General features: G+C 47.3%; 16 protein-coding genes, 3 tRNA genes, 1 pseudogene and 1 riboswitch. Of the genes and pseudogenes, 9 read left to right on the top strand and 11 right to left on the bottom strand.

Going from position 1 to position 16,095, the window contains the following annotated elements; translation table 11 throughout:
- Nucleotides 1-30: 30 nt before the first annotated feature.
- From BMY75_RS03740 to metK, 3 genes are all read right to left on the bottom strand, one after another.
- Nucleotides 31-1,533, bottom strand: coding sequence for an L-fucose/L-arabinose isomerase family protein (locus BMY75_RS03740; protein ID WP_074829886.1), 1,503 nt, complete (start codon nucleotides 1,531-1,533; stop codon nucleotides 31-33).
- A 404-nt stretch (nucleotides 1,534-1,937) separates the two neighbouring features.
- Nucleotides 1,938-3,056 (bottom strand): acyltransferase family protein, encoded by a 1,119-nt coding sequence (locus tag BMY75_RS03735; RefSeq protein ID WP_074829883.1) that lies wholly within the window; start codon nucleotides 3,054-3,056, stop codon nucleotides 1,938-1,940.
- 3 nt (nucleotides 3,057-3,059) lie between these two features.
- A complete protein-coding gene (metK, locus tag BMY75_RS03730; RefSeq protein ID WP_074829879.1) occupies nucleotides 3,060-4,232 on the bottom strand; it encodes a methionine adenosyltransferase in 1,173 nt (390 codons plus the stop codon).
- 134 nt (nucleotides 4,233-4,366) lie between these two features.
- Nucleotides 4,367-4,478: riboswitch (SAM riboswitch) on the bottom strand.
- A 256-nt stretch (nucleotides 4,479-4,734) separates the two neighbouring features.
- On the opposite strand from metK, the gene BMY75_RS03725 reads away from it, so the two are divergent.
- From BMY75_RS03725 to BMY75_RS18710, 4 genes and pseudogenes are all read left to right on the top strand, one after another.
- Nucleotides 4,735-4,805, top strand: a tRNA-Gly gene (locus BMY75_RS03725).
- Between the two features lie 22 nt (nucleotides 4,806-4,827).
- A tRNA-Arg gene (locus BMY75_RS03720) sits at nucleotides 4,828-4,901 on the top strand.
- 5 nt (nucleotides 4,902-4,906) lie between these two features.
- A tRNA-His gene (locus BMY75_RS03715) sits at nucleotides 4,907-4,980 on the top strand.
- A 292-nt stretch (nucleotides 4,981-5,272) separates the two neighbouring features.
- A pseudogene (locus tag BMY75_RS18710) lies at nucleotides 5,273-5,638 on the top strand (GrpB family protein).
- Nucleotides 5,639-5,758: 120 nt separating this feature from the next.
- Here BMY75_RS18710 and rpe read toward each other — a convergent pair.
- The 7 genes from rpe to recQ all read right to left on the bottom strand — a co-directional run bounded on the left by rpe (nucleotide 5,759) and on the right by recQ (nucleotide 12,234).
- Nucleotides 5,759-6,406 (bottom strand): ribulose-phosphate 3-epimerase, encoded by a 648-nt coding sequence (rpe, locus tag BMY75_RS03705; RefSeq protein WP_074829875.1) that lies wholly within the window; start codon nucleotides 6,404-6,406, stop codon nucleotides 5,759-5,761.
- Nucleotides 6,407-6,454: 48 nt separating this feature from the next.
- Nucleotides 6,455-6,784 carry a DUF6054 family protein gene (locus tag BMY75_RS03700; protein WP_139199688.1) on the bottom strand — a complete coding sequence of 110 codons (330 nt, stop codon included), beginning with the start codon at nucleotides 6,782-6,784 and terminating at the stop codon, nucleotides 6,455-6,457.
- Nucleotides 6,785-6,929: 145 nt separating this feature from the next.
- On the bottom strand, nucleotides 6,930-8,180 hold the full coding sequence (locus BMY75_RS03695) for a glutamate-5-semialdehyde dehydrogenase (RefSeq protein ID WP_074829867.1): 1,251 nt from the start codon (nucleotides 8,178-8,180) through the stop codon (nucleotides 6,930-6,932).
- Between the two features lie 207 nt (nucleotides 8,181-8,387).
- Entirely contained in the window at nucleotides 8,388-8,822 is a 435-nt protein-coding gene (locus tag BMY75_RS03690; RefSeq protein ID WP_139199686.1) for a DUF6678 family protein, read from the bottom strand.
- Nucleotides 8,794-9,135, bottom strand: coding sequence for a hypothetical protein (locus BMY75_RS03685; RefSeq protein ID WP_074829858.1), 342 nt, complete (start codon nucleotides 9,133-9,135; stop codon nucleotides 8,794-8,796). The genes BMY75_RS03690 and BMY75_RS03685 overlap by 29 nt, the downstream gene beginning before the upstream one ends.
- Nucleotide 9,136: 1 nt before the next feature.
- The gene (gene proB, locus BMY75_RS03680) at nucleotides 9,137-9,991 is read right to left on the bottom strand and encodes a glutamate 5-kinase (RefSeq protein ID WP_074829855.1); all 855 of its coding nucleotides are present in this window, start codon (nucleotides 9,989-9,991) and stop codon (nucleotides 9,137-9,139) included.
- A 26-nt stretch (nucleotides 9,992-10,017) separates the two neighbouring features.
- Complete coding sequence (gene recQ, locus BMY75_RS03675; RefSeq protein WP_074829851.1) at nucleotides 10,018-12,234, bottom strand: DNA helicase RecQ; 2,217 nt, start codon at nucleotides 12,232-12,234, stop codon at nucleotides 10,018-10,020.
- Nucleotides 12,235-12,452: 218 nt separating this feature from the next.
- On the opposite strand from recQ, the gene BMY75_RS03670 reads away from it, so the two are divergent.
- Nucleotides 12,453-13,130, top strand: coding sequence for a DUF421 domain-containing protein (locus tag BMY75_RS03670; RefSeq protein WP_074829848.1), 678 nt, complete (start codon nucleotides 12,453-12,455; stop codon nucleotides 13,128-13,130).
- Complete coding sequence (locus BMY75_RS03665) at nucleotides 13,127-13,498, top strand: DUF4363 family protein (protein ID WP_074829845.1); 372 nt, start codon at nucleotides 13,127-13,129, stop codon at nucleotides 13,496-13,498. The genes BMY75_RS03670 and BMY75_RS03665 overlap by 4 nt, the downstream gene beginning before the upstream one ends.
- A 294-nt stretch (nucleotides 13,499-13,792) precedes the next feature.
- Here the strand turns inward: BMY75_RS03665 and BMY75_RS03660 are convergent, their stop codons facing one another.
- Entirely contained in the window at nucleotides 13,793-14,713 is a 921-nt protein-coding gene (locus BMY75_RS03660; RefSeq protein ID WP_074829842.1) for a LysR family transcriptional regulator, read from the bottom strand.
- Nucleotides 14,714-14,849: 136 nt separating this feature from the next.
- On the opposite strand from BMY75_RS03660, the gene BMY75_RS03655 reads away from it, so the two are divergent.
- The 3 genes from BMY75_RS03655 to BMY75_RS03645 are packed head-to-tail and all read left to right on the top strand — an operon-like array spanning nucleotide 14,850 to nucleotide 16,084.
- A complete protein-coding gene (locus BMY75_RS03655; protein ID WP_074829839.1) occupies nucleotides 14,850-15,062 on the top strand; it encodes a hypothetical protein in 213 nt (70 codons plus the stop codon).
- A complete protein-coding gene (locus tag BMY75_RS03650) occupies nucleotides 15,059-15,532 on the top strand; it encodes a cyclophilin-like fold protein (RefSeq protein ID WP_081350438.1) in 474 nt (157 codons plus the stop codon). Before BMY75_RS03655 ends, BMY75_RS03650 begins: the two co-directional genes overlap by 4 nt.
- 15 nt (nucleotides 15,533-15,547) lie before the next feature.
- Entirely contained in the window at nucleotides 15,548-16,084 is a 537-nt protein-coding gene (locus BMY75_RS03645) for a flavodoxin family protein (protein WP_074829836.1), read from the top strand.
- Nucleotides 16,085-16,095: the final 11 nt, after the last annotated feature.

Below are 16,095 nucleotides of genomic sequence, written 5' to 3'. Positions count from 1 at the left end.
CTTCGCAGCAGTCTTTTCTTTTAAAGCAATTTATTTGTAAGGGTTCTCGCCAAAATATCTTGTGGAAGCAGGTCTGTTGTACTCTCTGTCTTCAACACCCAGGAACTTCAGCACATCGAACAGTGCCTTGCCGTGGTGACCGAATACAACTGCACCGTGATGAGGATAGCCCTTCTCCAGCAGTACATATCTGTAGAATCTAGCCATCTCCTTGATGCCGAAGATACCGATAGTACCGAAGGAACGAGTAGCTACAGGCAGGATCTCACCCTCAGCTGCATAAGAACGCAGAGTTGCATCAGCAGTGGACTGAAGTCTGAAGAATGTGATCTCGCCGGGCTTGATGTCGCCCTCAAGAGTACCTCTTGTGATATCAGGCTCAACATCAGGCTCAAGACCTCTGTGCATGATGAGCTGATACTTCATAACAGGGTTGTTCAGGATGCAAGCAGAACCGTTGCCGCAGTGGAAGCCCATGAATGTATCTCTCTGAGTGTAATCGAACTTGCCCTCGATATCCTCTCTGTAGATATTGCCGGGAACAGTGTTGTTGATATCCAGCAGAGTAACTATCTCGTCGGATACGCACTGACCGATGTACTCGGAAAGAACGCCGTAGATATCAACCTCGCAGGATACAGGGATACCCTTTGCACCCAGTCTGCCGTTTACATAGCAGGGAACGAAGCCGAACTGTGTCTGGAATGAAGGCCAGCACTTGTTAGCGAATGCAACGAACTTTCTCTCGCCCTTGTGAGCCTCTGCCCAGTCAAGCAGAGTCAGCTCATACTGAGCCAGTCTGGGCAGGATGCCTGCCATCTTGTTACCGTCGCCCAGTTCCTTCTCCATATCAGCGATAACTTCGGGGATACGGGGATCATCCTTGTGCTCGTTGTAAGCTGCGAACAGGTCAAGCTCGGAGTTCTCCTCGATCTCAACGCCCAGGTCATACAGTCTTGCGATAGGTGCATTGCAAGCCAGGAAGTCCTGAGGACGGGGACCGAAGGATATGATCTTCAGATTTCTCAGACCAACAACAGTCTTTGCGATAGGAATGAATTCGTTGATCATATCAGCAACTTCGGGAGCAGTACCAACAGGATACTCGGGAATGTAAGCAGTTACGCCTCTCAGCTTGAGGTTGTAGCTGGCATTGAGCATACCGCAGTAAGCATCGCCTCTGTTGTCGATAAGAGCAGAGCCGCAATCGTCCTCGGCAGCTGCAACGAACATTGCAGGACCGTCGAAATACTTAGCGAGCAGTGTCTCGGGGGTCTCGGGACCGAAGTTGCCGAGATATACAACGATAGCGTTGCAGCCTGCAGCGTTAACTTCGTTGAGAGCCTGTCTCATGTGGCATTCGTTCTCGATGATGGTAGGACATACAAAAAGTCCCTCTGCGCCGTACTTTTCGGTATAAGCCTTAGCTACGGCATTTCTTCTGTTTTCTGACAGGCTCATGGGGAAGCAGTCTCTTGAAACTGCCACCAGACCTATCTTTACTTCAGGTGTGTTTGCAAGCTTGTTGCTCATGATAATTACCTCCGTTTTGGTGCGCTGCCGCTGTGTGTGCCCCGACGTTTCCGCCGACAGCCGAGCGCATATAAACTGCGATCTTCATCGTTGCACACATTATAACACATATACAACTTAGTGTCAATTCAAAAAGTTGGCATTATATCACCATTTATTGCGCAGTTTATGCGCTTTTCTTTAGGAGAATGTTCGTTATTTTATTCGTATGTCATTCATGTTCACAGACAATATACATACAACATCTGTGAGATCCCGCCAATGATGTACGTACCGCATGCAGAATTTCGATATATAAGGTATGTACATATCGAAATGCCCCGCAATTTATGCAGAGAACTCTCAGGATACCAAAAAGCCACAGCAGTTCCGTCTTTAGACCGGAATTACTGTGGCTTGATTTTTTATGCTGTCTGAGCCTGTTTATTGGCATTATGCCGTTTCCATGCGTTCCATGCTTCGCCTGCAGCAAATGTTATTGCTGTGAACACTGCCGTGAAGATCAGCGCTGTTATTATCCTGTCTTCACTGCTTTTGTAGGAGTAGCGTGCAGCTGTCAGATCGATGGCTGCTATCTGCGAAAGGTATATCGGCAGCGAAAGTTTTCCGAGGAAGCAGAAAAATCCGTTTGAAAGAGCTTTCGTGCCGCAGGTCACTCCCGAAAATGCCAGAGTTACCATTATAAACAGCAGTACCAGACAGTAAAGCTCGTACTTTGTCGGCAAAAGTGATATCACATACAGCGAAACTCCTGCAAGACAGCCGAACTCTGTCAGGGTGAGAAGAACTTTCTGTGCAGTGGTGAACTGCTTCTTTTTCATGTATGCCGAAAGCTCGAATGATGTGAATCCCAGTGCGACTTCTGCCACAGCACGGAGAACTGCTTTGAAACAAATACCTGTCCATGTGGTGACACCTGTCAGCTTCTTATCGGTATATATAAGATATCCACAAATCAGCAGTGCCGCCAGAGGTGCTATGTATTTTGCGAAAGCATCGTAATACTTGGTGAGTATAGGATAAAGTATCGCCATGGCTATCAGCATTGCGGAAATATACCATTCCAGATGATTCGGGTTGGTAAAATTCGCGCCGCTCATCTGTATAAGGAACAGGTTCGGTATTGAATCGGCAAAGGCTTTAACTGTCGCTATCGGTCTCAGCTCGCGGGTGTATGTGTACACTGCGAATGCTATTGCAAATGCAGGCAGGTGCTGGGGCATCAGCGAAAGGTATTTCCGCTTCAGAAAATCCAGGCCCTCTTTCGGTACGAAAGCTTTTTCACCCTCTGCTTTGGCGGCAAGCTTTTTGCTTACTGAAGCCGCCATCAGCCAGCCCGATACCAGGAAGAAAAATTCCACGCCCATGGCACCGTGCCTGAAAAAGCCCACATCTAGCCCGCCTGTGAATTTCTGCGGCGGAAGAAGATATTTTCCTATATGGAAAAACAGTACGTACATTGAAAATATGAATCTGTACAGCTCTATCTTACCGTTGCGGCGGGCTTTCTTTTTTTCTGCCATCGTTTATTTTAAAGCATCCAGGAGAGCCTGAACCTTGTCTGTACGCTCCCAAGCTACGCCCAGATCTTCTCTGCCCATGTGACCGTATGCAGCAAGCTGCTTGTACTGAGGCTTTCTGAGATCGAGCATATCGATGATAGCTGCGGGGCGGAGATCGAAGATATCGTTGACTGCTGCGCTGAGTCTTTCATCGGATACCTTGCCTGTGCCGAAGGTATCAACGAGTATGGAAACAGGATTTGCAACGCCGATAGCGTATGCAAGCTCAACTTCGCATCTGCTTGCGAGACCAGCGGCTACGATGTTCTTAGCCACATATCTTGCGGCATAAGCTGCGGAACGGTCAACCTTCGTGGGATCCTTGCCGGAGAAGCATCCGCCGCCGTGACGAGCATATCCGCCGTAGGTATCAACGATGATCTTTCTGCCTGTAAGACCGCTGTCGCCCTGAGGTCCGCCGATAACGAATCTGCCTGTGGGGTTAACGAAGTATGTGGTCTTGTCATCCAGAAGTCCTGCGGGGATAACGTGCTTGATGACCTTCTCGATGATGTCAGCTCTTATCTGCTCCATGGATACCTTGGCATCGTGCTGAGAGGATACTACAACTGCATCAATCCTTGCGGGCTTGCCGTCAACGTACTCAACAGTTACCTGAGTTTTTCCATCGGGTCTGAGGTAAGGCAGAGCGCCGTTCTTGCGAACTTCTGTCAGCCTGAGAGCCAGCTTGTGAGCCAGTGATATAGGCAGGGGCATGAGCTCGGGAGTTTCATCGCAGGCATAGCCGAACATGATTCCCTGATCGCCTGCACCTGTATCGAATGCGTTTTCATCTCTGCCCTCGAGAGCGTTGTCAACGCCCATAGCGATATCGGGAGACTGCTTGTCGATGGTTGTCATAACTGCGCAGGTATGACCGTCGAAGCCGTACTTTGCTCTGTCATAGCCGATGCCTACAACTGTATCGCGTACTATCTGGGGGATATCCACCTGTGCCTTGGTGGTTATCTCGCCCATGCACATTACCATACCTGTGGTGGTAACGGTCTCGCAGGCAACTCTGGAATAGGGATCCTGTTCCAGCATAGCATCGAGGATAGCATCTGAGATCTGGTCGCAGATCTTATCGGGGTGACCCTCAGTCACCGATTCGGAAGTGAAAAGAAATCTTGACATTATAGTTCCTGCCTTTCTTAAAAGAAACTTTGTCGGTATACCGACATATACTGTTGTTAACCGTTAAATCAACAGCCAATAAAAAGCCTCTCAATTCCGAAGAAAAGAGAGGTGAGATCTTTTTTATAAAAAATTCCTCATCTTTCGGAAATAACCGCAGGATTTGGCACCTTGACGAGCTGCATATACAGCATACAGGTTGCCGGGCTTCACAGGACCTGATTCCTCCACCACTCTTGATAAGGCTATTAAATTTAACGTCAATTATTATACTACATAATTTCGCGTTTGTCAACAATCTTAACGTTTTTTTTACAAGATATTCCAAACTAACTTTTTATAGAGAGGTATAGGCTGAGTCTATTTGGTGTGAAAGACCATAAACGGAGTTGGATTTTAAATAATTTTAAACAAATGATAGAATGTTTGAGAAAGTGCTTGACAAATCCTGATTGTCGTGGTATAATTATTTTCGTTGACTGGTCAAGTCAATGACCCAAATGCGGGTGTAGTTCAATGGTAGAACTCCAGCCTTCCAAGCTGGCCACGTGGGTTCGATTCCCATCACCCGCTTTTACTGTTGAATGCAGTATATGCGTCATTAGCTCAGCTGGATAGAGCAACCGCCTTCTAAGCGGTAGGTCACTGGTTCGAATCCAGTATGGCGTGTTATGGTGGGTATAGCGTAGTTGGTTAACGCGTCAGATTGTGGTCCTGAAGATCGAGAGTTCGAATCTCTCTACCCACCCTACAGCTTCTCGTAAATACGAGGGGCTGTATTTTTTTATATATACCTTATTATGGTACCGGATTTGCAGAGGACTTGGCTATGGAAAAAGAACTCTCGGAAACGACGCCGGAAGAATTATGGGAATTATTTCTCATATTCCTGTTTCCCCACGACGATAAATGGAATGGATACTACAAATAGATAGAAACTACTATCACAGACCTTCTGACCGGTTATTCTGTTACAAGGATAAAGCCACATTAGGAGCACAGCAGTGCATGGCATACGGGCAAAGAATATCGTTGATGTGATGGTCGAGATATCTGAAAAAGCAGACATGGAAGAAATATCTCACATTCCGGAGCAGAATGGATTTATCAGAATGTCCGATAAAAACAGACGCATCGCACTCAACAAGGGATATACAAATAAGGGCTTTGCGGATAAGGTCTAACATATACATCTCAGATACGCAGGTGATAATGATGCGCTGTATTTTCGCGACTATCTGAACGAGCATCATGATATCATCAAAGAATACGAATCGCTAAAACTAAAATTATGGAAGAGATATGAGCATAACAGAGATTCCTATACCGATGCAAAACCGATTTCGTCCGAAAATGGACAGCGGAAGCTCGTAGGTTATATGGAAAAAGATACTAACAGATCATAGAACATTTGCAAAGCAACTCGTTTGATCGCTTCTATTTATGGCTTTATTATCATGTCGCTTTTATAAAAAAATGCCCTGAAGCACTTTAAATGCTTCAGGGCAAAATCATATAACATTATATCATTTCAGCGAACCCACTGCCGCTACTCTGTCTTCGGCACCGAAGATGTAGGAGCCCGAAACGAATACATTAGCGCCTGCTTCACGGCAAAGCTTTACAGTCTCACCGTTCACGCCGCCGTCTACTTCGATGTTGACCTCCGTACGTCCCATGCTATCCAGAATGTAGCGTATCTCGCTGATCTTTTCCAGAGTATCAGCAACGAATTTCTGTCCGCCGAATCCAGGCTCGACAGTCATCACAAGCACCATGTCCACACTGCCAAGATATGGCTTTACTTCCGAAACAGGTGTCCCGGGCTTTATGGATATACCCGCACTTATCCCGTGGGAATGTATCTTGTCTATAACAGCCTGCGGGTCGCTCGCCGCTTCAAGGTGGAATGTGATGTTGTCCGAACCCAGTTCCGCGTAATCATCGATGTAGCGTATAGGGTCGGTTATCATCAGATGTGTGTCCATGGGCACCGATGCCGCTTTTCTTACGCATTTCAGCACAGGTGTGCCGAAGCTTATATTATTTACGAAAACGCCGTCCATGACATCACAGTGAAGCCAGTCAGCACCCGCTTTCTCAATGCTTTTTATCTCGTTTTTCAGATCTGCCAGGTCACAGCCCAGCAGAGACGCCGATACAAGATCTTTCATATTTACACGACCTTACCTTTTTAATTCGTTTTTTATAATACTCCCTTTTTACAAAAGTGTTCCTTCAGGATCTATCACAGAAAAACCATACGCTTTTAAAAATTTTACAACGCGATTGACTGCACTGTCTTCAGATCCGCTTGAATAACCCAAAAGTCCGCTTTTTCCACCGCTTGAAACAACTTCAACAAATATTTGATCGATAGTTTGTTCAACAATTACTGTCAAAGTAAGGGTAGAGTTTATTCTGAAATAATAATCTTCAGCAATAAAGATCATTATTTTCCGTTTTGGTTCAATGATCTTTTTTATAAAAACACCGTCATCGGAAACAGTATTTGAAGAAAACCAATCGTTCAGAATTTTTTCAATGTCCACATTATAATTTGTGATCAGTTTACTACTTCGCATTATAGCACCTCTGAATCCCAATCTATATTGACAACACAAAAGTCAAAAGGGAATTATATTACTTTCCAAAAGAGATGTCAAGCACCGAGAACGTCTGCCGACTTATCCCTAATTACTTTCTTATCTGACCGTTGCCTGTTACGATGTACTTGGTTGTGGTCATCTCACGCAGACCCATAGGTCCTCTTGCGTGAAGCTTCTGTGTTGATATACCCAGTTCAGCACCCAGACCGAACATCTCGCCATCGGTGAAACGTGTGGATACATTTACGTATACAGCCGCCGCATCTATCCTCTTCTGGAATTCCTGAGCAGAGAACAGGCTCTCGGTAACTATGCACTCGGAGTGGCCTGTGCTGTACTTGGATATATGCTCGATAGCCTCAGCCAGATCGTCAACTACCTTTATAGCTATGATATAATCCAGGAACTCTGTTGCATAGTCGTCCTCATCAGCAGGAACGACACAGTCGCCCAGTATCTGCTTTGTCAGCTCACAGCCGCGTATCTCAACATTGTGCTCATCAAGACGCTTTTTCAGCTTGGGCAGGAACTTCTCAGCCACATCGCGGTGTACAAGACAGGTTTCCACAGCATTGCATACCGAAGGTCTCTGAGTCTTGCCGTTGTCAACGATATCAACAGCCATTTTCAGGTCAGCCGAAGCGTCAACATATACATGGCAGTTGCCTGTGCCTGTCTCGATAACAGGTACGGTAGCTGTCTGTACAACAGCCTTGATAAGCTGTGCGCCGCCGCGGGGTACAAGTATATCGATGTACTTGTTTGCTGTCATCATATCGTGGGCGATACCTCTGTCGGTGTCCTCAACAAGCTGAATTATGTCAGGGTCGAATCCAGCTCTTTTTACTGCAACACGCATCAGGTCAGCCAGACATTTGTTGGAATTTATAGCTTCCTTGCCGCCGCGGAGAATGACTGCGTTGCCGCTTTTAAGGCTGAGTATAGCCGCATCAACGGTAACATTAGGACGTGCTTCGTATATCATGCCAACAACGCCCATAGGTACGCGAACTCTCTCTATCTTCATGCCGTTGGGACGAGTGCTTCCGTCAACTACCTCGCCAACAGGGTCGGGATATTTAGCCAGTGCTTCGCAGGCATTTGCCATGCCCTCTATCCTCGCATCATTCAGCGCAAGTCTGTCCAGCAGAGATTCTGTCATCTTGCGTATCCTGCCGTTTTCGAGGTCGACAGCATTAGCCTCGATGATCTCCTTTTTGCTGCTGCGGAGTATATGCGCGATCTCCAGCAGTGCATCGTTTTTCATGTCAGATGAAGCAAAAGCGATAGTGCCTTTTGCAGCCTGTGCCTTCTGACCAAGTGTGTCTATGTAACCCATAATTAACGCTCCTTTCAAGCATTGTTTTATCTGACTATCCCTTTACCACACCAATTAAAATGCCGATTCGACAAGGATATATTATGCTGACGTTATCTTCCCCCGCCAGCGGCGGGGGAAGATAAACCGCCAAACTCTCATTATATTCCTTTAAACGATGTTTAGTCAGGTGTGTCAGGGGAATAACCATATTGTTTTATTCTGTTATCAGCGATATCCGTATATACAGTAAACGCCGTTTTCTTCTTCGTAAGGTATGGAATATTTTTTAAGTATCCATTCAAGTTCTTTCCCCGCATCGATGTTCTCGGGGGCAATAAGTTTACCGCGCACCTTTTGGGTGCATGGTCGTATCTTCACCCATTCCACCGCGAAAGCGCCGTTGAATAAGCCCTCATATACATATGCTTCGTGCCAGTTCATGTCCTCAGCACAGGGACTTTCATCTGTAAGAAATTTCAAAGTGTAGGGCGGCTGAAATGGCATATCGTTCATCATAGCACGCCGCAGGATATCCCATTTTTCCTCGCTCATACAGCTTTCAAGGCTCTTATTCTGTGCCGTCTGCAGGATCGTTTCTCTCAGTTCGTCAGCGTTCATGATGCACCTCGGTTCAAAGCCCCAGTATCGTAAAACAGCCACACTCCTCGAATGCGTCTTCGACCCAGTAAGCCGCTTCGTCAACTATCTCTTTCACGATGCCGCCTTTCTTTTCCGCCAGACGGCAGACTTCTTCCCAATCCTCGGGATAGATGAGATTAACGCCGCAGTCATCGTACTCGGACAGAACCTCTTTCAGTATATCCTCGATACCGCAGGTATACATTATATCGTCATGCAGGAATATCGATCCGTCATTATGGTAGCGATCGCCTTTATCCCAGTCCCATTCGCCTTTGAAAAACTCATAGTATACCGTGCTGATGCGCTGGTTGTTATGGACGAAATATTTCATCTTACTCCTCCACGATATCGCTGTCACTGCTTTCGTCCACCTCAGGCTCTTTCTTTTCAGCAGGTGAACCCTTAGCCTTGAACCTTGTTCCCAGACTGCCTGTCTCAAACAGGTAGTACAGATTATCAGGGTTCTTGCCGTTGAGTATTATCATATCGATACCATTGTTTACAGCTATCTCAGCGGCTTTTATCTTGGTTATCATACCGCCTGTGCCCATCTTTGTGCCTGCACCGCCTGCCAGCTTTCTGATATCGTCGGTGAGTTCTTCAACTACGGGTATCAGCTTTGCATCAGGGTCAAGACGAGGGTCGGCATCATAAAGCCCGTCAATGTCGGACATTATTATCAGCAGGTCGGCATTTGCTATCTTAGCCACAGTAGCCGCCAGGGAATCGTTCTCGCCCACTTCAAGCTCCAGCTCATCGATGGCAACGGTGTCGTTCTCGTTGACTATTGGTATAGCACCCAGCTGTATAACTCTCTCCAGAGCGTTCTGCACGTTCTGTCTTCTGTCCTCTATCAGCACGAACTTTGTCAGCAGAAGCTGTGCCACATTTATGCTGTATTCCGCGAAAAGCTTGTCATAAAGGTACATCAGCTCGCACTGACCCACAGCCGCGCACGCCTGCTTGGTCGGTGTGTCCTTAGGTCGGTCAACAAGACCTATCTTGGACATACCCAGACCGATGGCACCGCTGGAAACAAGTATTATCTCGTGACCCGCATTCTGCAGGTCAGCCAGATTCTTTACCAGTCCCTCAACGCGGCGTATATTCAGTCTGCCCGTGCGGTGTGTCAGCGTAGAGGTACCCACCTTTACGACAACTCTCTTCTTATCTTTTAAATATGACATTTGATCTACCTCTTTCGTCTGTATGCTCAAAGTATCTCCCCAAGATTCTCATACACAAATTCCTGTGCGGCACGAGGGAAAAGTACCGTTTTGTAAGCCCTGTTGAGAGATGATATCTTCTCTCGCTCGATTATCCCCGCTTCCTCCGAAAGTATGGTAGCCGCCAGACGTTTCTGACCGTTCTCCACCTTTTCCGTGAGGTAGTTCTCGCTTATGAGCCAGCTCTTTATAGCCTCGCTGACAGGCTTTTTATCGGCGCTGAGTCCCAGCTGAGTGAGTATCTCGTCACACATCTGCGGCAGTGATAACTCCTCGTCCATGCCCTGAAGACCCTCTGCACCGCTCTTTATCATATCAGCCAGACTGCCGCTCTCAGCGGTGTCGGACTGCGCATTTTTCCTTTCGGGGTGTTCACGAAGATACTTGTTTATCTCCGCCGTGAAGTACATTCCGTACCTCTCCTGCTTAACCTTGCCCACTCCCGGCACTTCCAGAAAATCGCTCTGTGTAACAGGCATACGCACGCACATCTCACGCAAAGCCGAATCTCCGAAAACTATGTAGGCAGGCATGGATATCTCCTCCGCAAGCTTTGCACGAAGTTCCCGCAGACGCTCAAACAGTTCCCTGTCGAAGGCAGTAACGCCGAGGTCTTTCTTCCTGCGCTCGGGCTCTTCCTTGCTGTGCTTCGGCAGACGCATACTCACCTTCTTGTTCTGCATCAGCACCTCAGCAGACCTTCGCGTCAGTATCAGCGTGCTGTGCTCGCCCTCGGTGAGATAGCCCTCAGCCTGCAAGTACCGTATCTCCGACCGTATCTGCGTTGTGGATACATCTTTCATTATAGAATAGGTGGAAAGTGTATCAAGCCCGAACTGCTTTATCTTCGCATTGGCAGAACCTTTCAGCACCGCGGATACCACCACCGCACCGAAATGCATATTCCTCTGATGGAGCCTGTATACGCAGGAAAGTATCTTCTGGGCATCCACAGTTATATCCGTAAGCTCCGTCTCTCCCAGACAGTTGGAGCAGTTGCCGCAGTTGCATACTCGCTTTTCACCGAAGTAATCCAGTATGAACTGTCTCAGACATCTGCCTGTGTTGCAGTAATCCGTCATCTGCCGAAGCTTCTGCATATCCCGCTTTTTGACAAGTTCAAGAGCTTCATCATCAAGGTCAGTGTTGTCCCGTGAATTCTCGATAAGATACTTGTTGGTGACGATATCTCTTGCGCCGTACAGAAGTATGCACTTAGCCTCACTGCCATCACGTCCCGCACGTCCAGCTTCCTGATAATAATTTTCAAGATTTTTGGGCATATTATAATGGATAACAAAGCTGACGTTGGATTTGTCTATACCCATGCCGAAAGCGTTTGTCGCCGCGATGATATTCACGCGGTCGTATATGAAATCATCCTGATTCTTCTTGCGCTCCTCAGCCGAAAGCCCTGCGTGGTAGCGCGTGCAGGCGATTCCGTCAGCAGTCAGCTTTTCGCTGACCTCATCCACCGCTTTTCTGGTGGCACAGTAGATTATCCCGCAACTGCCCTTGTTTTCAAGAACAATCTTCTTCGTCTCGGCATACTTGTCCTTGGCGTGCTTAACCCCGAAATACAGGTTCTCACGGTCAAATCCCGTGGTCACGCTGACAGGGTCGTAAAGTCCAAGCATACGCACAATGTCCGACCTTACCTGGTCAGTAGCCGTAGCCGTAAAAGCACCGACTGTGGGTCGGTACGGAAGCTGTTCAAGAAATTCCGATATCCTCAGATAATGGGGACGGAAATCCTGTCCCCACTGTGATACACAGTGGGCTTCGTCCACAGCCACAAGAGATATCTTAACCGTCCTCGCAAGCCCCATAAAAGATGGTGTGCAAAGCCTTTCAGGGGCAACATATATCAGCTTGTACATTCCCCGCGAAGCATTAGCGATAGCGGTGTTGTACTGCTGTGTGGTGAGGGAAGAATTGAGATAAGCCGCCCTCACTCCCGATTGTATAAGGCTGTTGACCTGATCTTTCATCAGTGATATCAGCGGAGATATGACAAGCGTTATGCCGTCAAGCATCAGCGCGGGTATCTGGTAGCACATGGATTTTCCCGCGCCTGTGGGCATTATGCCCACAGCGTCGCGTCCGCTGAGAAGCGCATCTATCAGAGGCAGCTGTCCCTCACGGAAATCCGTATGCCCGAAGAAATCCCGCAATACGCTGTATTTATCCGAAAAATCGGTCATTGAAACATCACTCTTTCCGAGATAAACGTTGCAGCAGTCAATTTGACCGCCCAATTATACATACACAGTATATTATATCACACTCCGTCGAAAAATGCAACGGGGTAAATTTTTAATTCATAATTCATAATGCATAATTCATAATTATTGGCAGGGGCGGGAGTTCAGTGTTCTGTCTTGTGGATCGCTGCCAACAATTACAAAAAGTGAGGTACACAATGCTAATAGTTTTTATCCGCTCGATCATCCTGTATTTTGTAATAACCGCCGCCGTCAGGCTGATGGGCAAACGGCAGATAGGCGACCTCCAGCCCAGCGAACTGGTGATAACCATGCTGCTATCCAATATCGCCACCCTCACGGTAGAAGATATCAGCATACCCATGATAATGGGCATCGTCCCTGTTTTTACACTGGTCAGCATCGATGTGATAGTATCCTATCTCTCCCTTAGGTCGCGCCGTATCCGCCGAACTGTCAGCGGTTCATCAAAGCTGATAATCTCCAACGGCAGGATAGACCAGAAAGCCATGCGGGAACTCCGTTTCACCACCGATGACCTCATGGCGGCACTCCGCGCCCAGCAGATTTTCGACCTTGCAGATGTCCAGTTCGCCGTAGCCGAGACAACAGGCACCATCTCCGTCTGCCCCAAGAAGACCGCCGCACCGCCCACGGCAAAGGACTTAGGTCTTGCCCCTGCTGACACCGACCCGCCCGTCATGCTGATAAGCGACGGTGAAGTCTCCACCGCCGCTTTGAATTTTCTCGGGCTTGATATGGAATGGCTAAACAAGGTAGTCAAAGCCGATGGCGCTTCTATCCCCGAGATATTCATAATGACCGCCGAAAACCCCACAAAATATACTATTATAAAAAAGGAGCCAAGAAAATGAAACGTCTGCTGATAAGCCTCACTCTCCTGACCACTATCCTCACCGCGGGTATATTCTCCGCCGCCTATGTCCGAAATGCCGATGCCCGCATACAGGATCTCTGCGCTGAGATAAGGGAACAAGCCGTCGCAAACACTGACCCATCTGCCAATATCAATGAACTCTGCACCTGCTGGCAGAACCACTGCAAGATACTCTCATTCCTCGAAAACTTCAACAGCGTCACAGCCATCTCCGCCGAAATGAGCCGCCTGCCCGCCCTATCCTCAGCTGACCCCGCCGACCTGATCGAACAGATAGATTTCATCTCCGAACAATGCCGCCTGCTATCCCAGCGCCATATCCCGAACCTGCATTCTTTACTTTGAGTGATGGGGCGCCTACAGAGTGCGAGCTTTATTGTGGAAGACCCTTTTGATATAGGTTTCTCACAACGTACACATGACAGCCAAATCGATCATTTCTTCCCTACTTTTCAAACTGATATGAATGGATATTTATCATAGGATTCCCGACGATGAAGTCGATAGACTGAAAAACGCTGTAATAGCGTAGAGTTTTGACTCTGAAAGTCGATATTTGTGACCGAAATGTCGAGGATACGTTTTATATGAAATAATGAATCCCGAAGTTGACTTATAAGGTTGGCTTCGGGATTGTTTTCAAATATTCATTATATTCTTACTTAGATCACGACTCGTTAAGGATATCAAGTCTTTTCTGAATTGCTCTAAAAATGTGCTTGCAGCCTTTGTGAATACAGGATAGCGTTTCCAGATGAAATAGCTGACTGCCTCCCTGCGCGGTTCAAAAGGTCGGAAGCATAGGCGGCTGTCACCACTGACATTGATCAGTTTATCCAGTGAGATAGCACTGCCGATGCCTTCATTCACCATGACAGAAGCGTTGTAGATGAGGTTATACTCAGCAACGATATTCGCATCAGGTGCCTGTTCTGCGATCAGTTCAGATAGCATTGTACTGTGATTCGGTTGGCGTGGAATGATCAGATCAAGTCCTGCAATATCTGCAACTGTAACTGTTTCCTTCTTCGCAAGCGGCTCGTTACGGCGCATCAGTACGCCCCATGTATCGTGCAAAGGTATCTCAATGGCTTCGTATTTGGTTCGGTCTACATTCCCGAAAATCAGCCCGAAATCCATCAGCCCGTGTTCGAGCTTTTCCATGACATCAGTGCCGTTGCCGCTGAAAAAGCTGTAATGAATATTGGGATAATCTTTTCTCAGCTTGTGTGCGGTATCTGCGATCAGTTTGATCGCATAGGTCTCTCCCGCACCGATATACACCGTTCCGGACACATTGTCATTGCTCTGCCTGACCTCCTGCTCGGTTTTATCCATAAGCTCCACGATCTCCTCCGCACGCTTGCGGAGTATCATGCCCTCCTCGGTCAGTGTAACGCCTTTGTTGGAACGGATCAGTAGAGGCTTTCCAAGCTCATCTTCCAATTCCTTCAACTGACGGGACAGCGTCGGCTGTGAAAGATAAAGCCGTTCTGCCGCAGTAGAAAAGCTCTGTTCTCTTGCGACCGCAAGAAAATATCTGAGTACACGAATATCCATACACTCCGCCTCCTTTTGTATATCATACCACATATCACTATAACTGTCAAGCATAGCAGTCTATTCAATATAGGTATTTGCTATTTACAGATGACCATGTTATAATGAATACAACAAGAAAGTCGGGGGTGAGCATATGAAAGAAAGTATCAGGCAAAATCTGATCGATGCCGGTTGTGATGATGTATTTATCGAGCAATTCGATACCTGTTCAGGTGACATAAAACTATGCGAGAAAATGCTTGCCGCTCACAGAAGAGAGCTGCTCGATGAGATACATAATAAGGAACGGTGCATAAGCTGCCTTGATTATCTGGTGTTCATGATGAAAAAGGAGGACTTCCTATGAAACTGATAGAGATCATTATTTCAATATTGATAGGATTGATGAGTTCCGCTTGCGGAGCTCCTGTATCAAGCGGTTCGGGATCAAACACCTCAGATGTAATGGAGGTTTCACAAATGGAGATCATAATAGATGTAAACGATAATAAACTGACAGCCGAACTTGCAAACAGTACCGCCGCAAAAGAACTCGCCGAAAAGCTGAAATCAGAGCCGATCACCGTTACGCTGAACGAATACGGCGGGTTTGAAAAGGTCGGAGACCTTCCATGGTCTCTCACTAAAACCGATGAACAACTATCAACAGAACCGGGCGACATAATGCTTTATCAGGGAAATCAGATGACGATATTCTATAACTCCAATTCGTGGAGCTACACAAAGCTCGGACATATTGAGAATACGACACAGGAAGAATTAAAGGCATTATTCGGTGAGGGCGATGTGACTGTCACGCTCTCGCTGAAAGAATAATCAGGAGGAAACATCATGAAGAAAGTGCTTGTCATATCATCAAGTCTGCGAAAAAACTCAAACTCCGAACAGCTTGCGGTTTCTTTTGCAGAGGGCGCAAAGTCAGCAGGACATGAGGTGGAGCTTGTATCTCTGCGAGATAAGGAGATCAGGTTCTGTGTAGGCTGTCTTGCCTGTCAGAAAACACAGCGGTGCTTTATGCACGATGATGCAGATGCGATCCGTGAGAAGATGCTTCACGCCGATGTGCTTGTGTTTGCAACGCCGATCTATTACTACGAAATGAGCGGTATCCTGAAAACCATGCTCGACAGAGCGAATCCGCTGTATCCATCTGACTATCGGTTCCGTGAGGTATATGCCCTTGCAGCGGCAGCCGAAGATGGGAAACACGTTCCCGAAAAGGCTTTCTCAGGCATTGAGGGCTGGGTGGACTGCTTTGAAAAGGCAAAACTGGTCGGCACGCTGTTCTGCGGCGGTGTTACTGCTGTCGGAGAAATAAAAGATAACCCGAAACTGAAAGAAGCCTATGATATGGGCAGAAAGATCTGAGGAGGTACTGA

This window comes from Hominimerdicola alba (genome assembly GCF_900109655.1).
Lineage (GTDB): Bacteria > Bacillota > Clostridia > Oscillospirales > Ruminococcaceae > Hominimerdicola > Hominimerdicola alba_B.
Note: the sequence above shows the minus strand (reverse complement) of the source record. Positions and strands in the feature narration are given on the sequence as shown.

Excerpts from the sequence above, each read along its gene's own strand:
- BMY75_RS03740 (WP_074829886.1), bottom strand. The coding sequence starts at position 1,533 with ATGAGCAACAAGCTTGCAAACACACCTGAAGTAAAGATAGGTCTGGTG.
- BMY75_RS03735 (WP_074829883.1), bottom strand. The coding sequence starts at position 3,056 with ATGGCAGAAAAAAAGAAAGCCCGCCGCAACGGTAAGATAGAGCTGTAC.
- metK (WP_074829879.1), bottom strand. The coding sequence starts at position 4,232 with ATGTCAAGATTTCTTTTCACTTCCGAATCGGTGACTGAGGGTCACCCC.
- rpe (WP_074829875.1), bottom strand. The coding sequence starts at position 6,406 with ATGAAAGATCTTGTATCGGCGTCTCTGCTGGGCTGTGACCTGGCAGAT.
- BMY75_RS03695 (WP_074829867.1), bottom strand. The coding sequence starts at position 8,180 with ATGGGTTACATAGACACACTTGGTCAGAAGGCACAGGCTGCAAAAGGC.
- BMY75_RS03685 (WP_074829858.1), bottom strand. The coding sequence starts at position 9,135 with ATGAAATATTTCGTCCATAACAACCAGCGCATCAGCACGGTATACTAT.
- proB (WP_074829855.1), bottom strand. The coding sequence starts at position 9,991 with ATGTCATATTTAAAAGATAAGAAGAGAGTTGTCGTAAAGGTGGGTACC.
- recQ (WP_074829851.1), bottom strand. The coding sequence starts at position 12,234 with ATGACCGATTTTTCGGATAAATACAGCGTATTGCGGGATTTCTTCGGG.
- BMY75_RS03670 (WP_074829848.1), top strand. The coding sequence starts at position 12,453 with ATGCTAATAGTTTTTATCCGCTCGATCATCCTGTATTTTGTAATAACC.
- BMY75_RS03665 (WP_074829845.1), top strand. The coding sequence starts at position 13,127 with ATGAAACGTCTGCTGATAAGCCTCACTCTCCTGACCACTATCCTCACC.
- BMY75_RS03660 (WP_074829842.1), bottom strand. The coding sequence starts at position 14,713 with ATGGATATTCGTGTACTCAGATATTTTCTTGCGGTCGCAAGAGAACAG.
- BMY75_RS03655 (WP_074829839.1), top strand. The coding sequence starts at position 14,850 with ATGAAAGAAAGTATCAGGCAAAATCTGATCGATGCCGGTTGTGATGAT.
- BMY75_RS03650 (WP_081350438.1), top strand. The coding sequence starts at position 15,059 with ATGAAACTGATAGAGATCATTATTTCAATATTGATAGGATTGATGAGT.
- BMY75_RS03645 (WP_074829836.1), top strand. The coding sequence starts at position 15,548 with ATGAAGAAAGTGCTTGTCATATCATCAAGTCTGCGAAAAAACTCAAAC.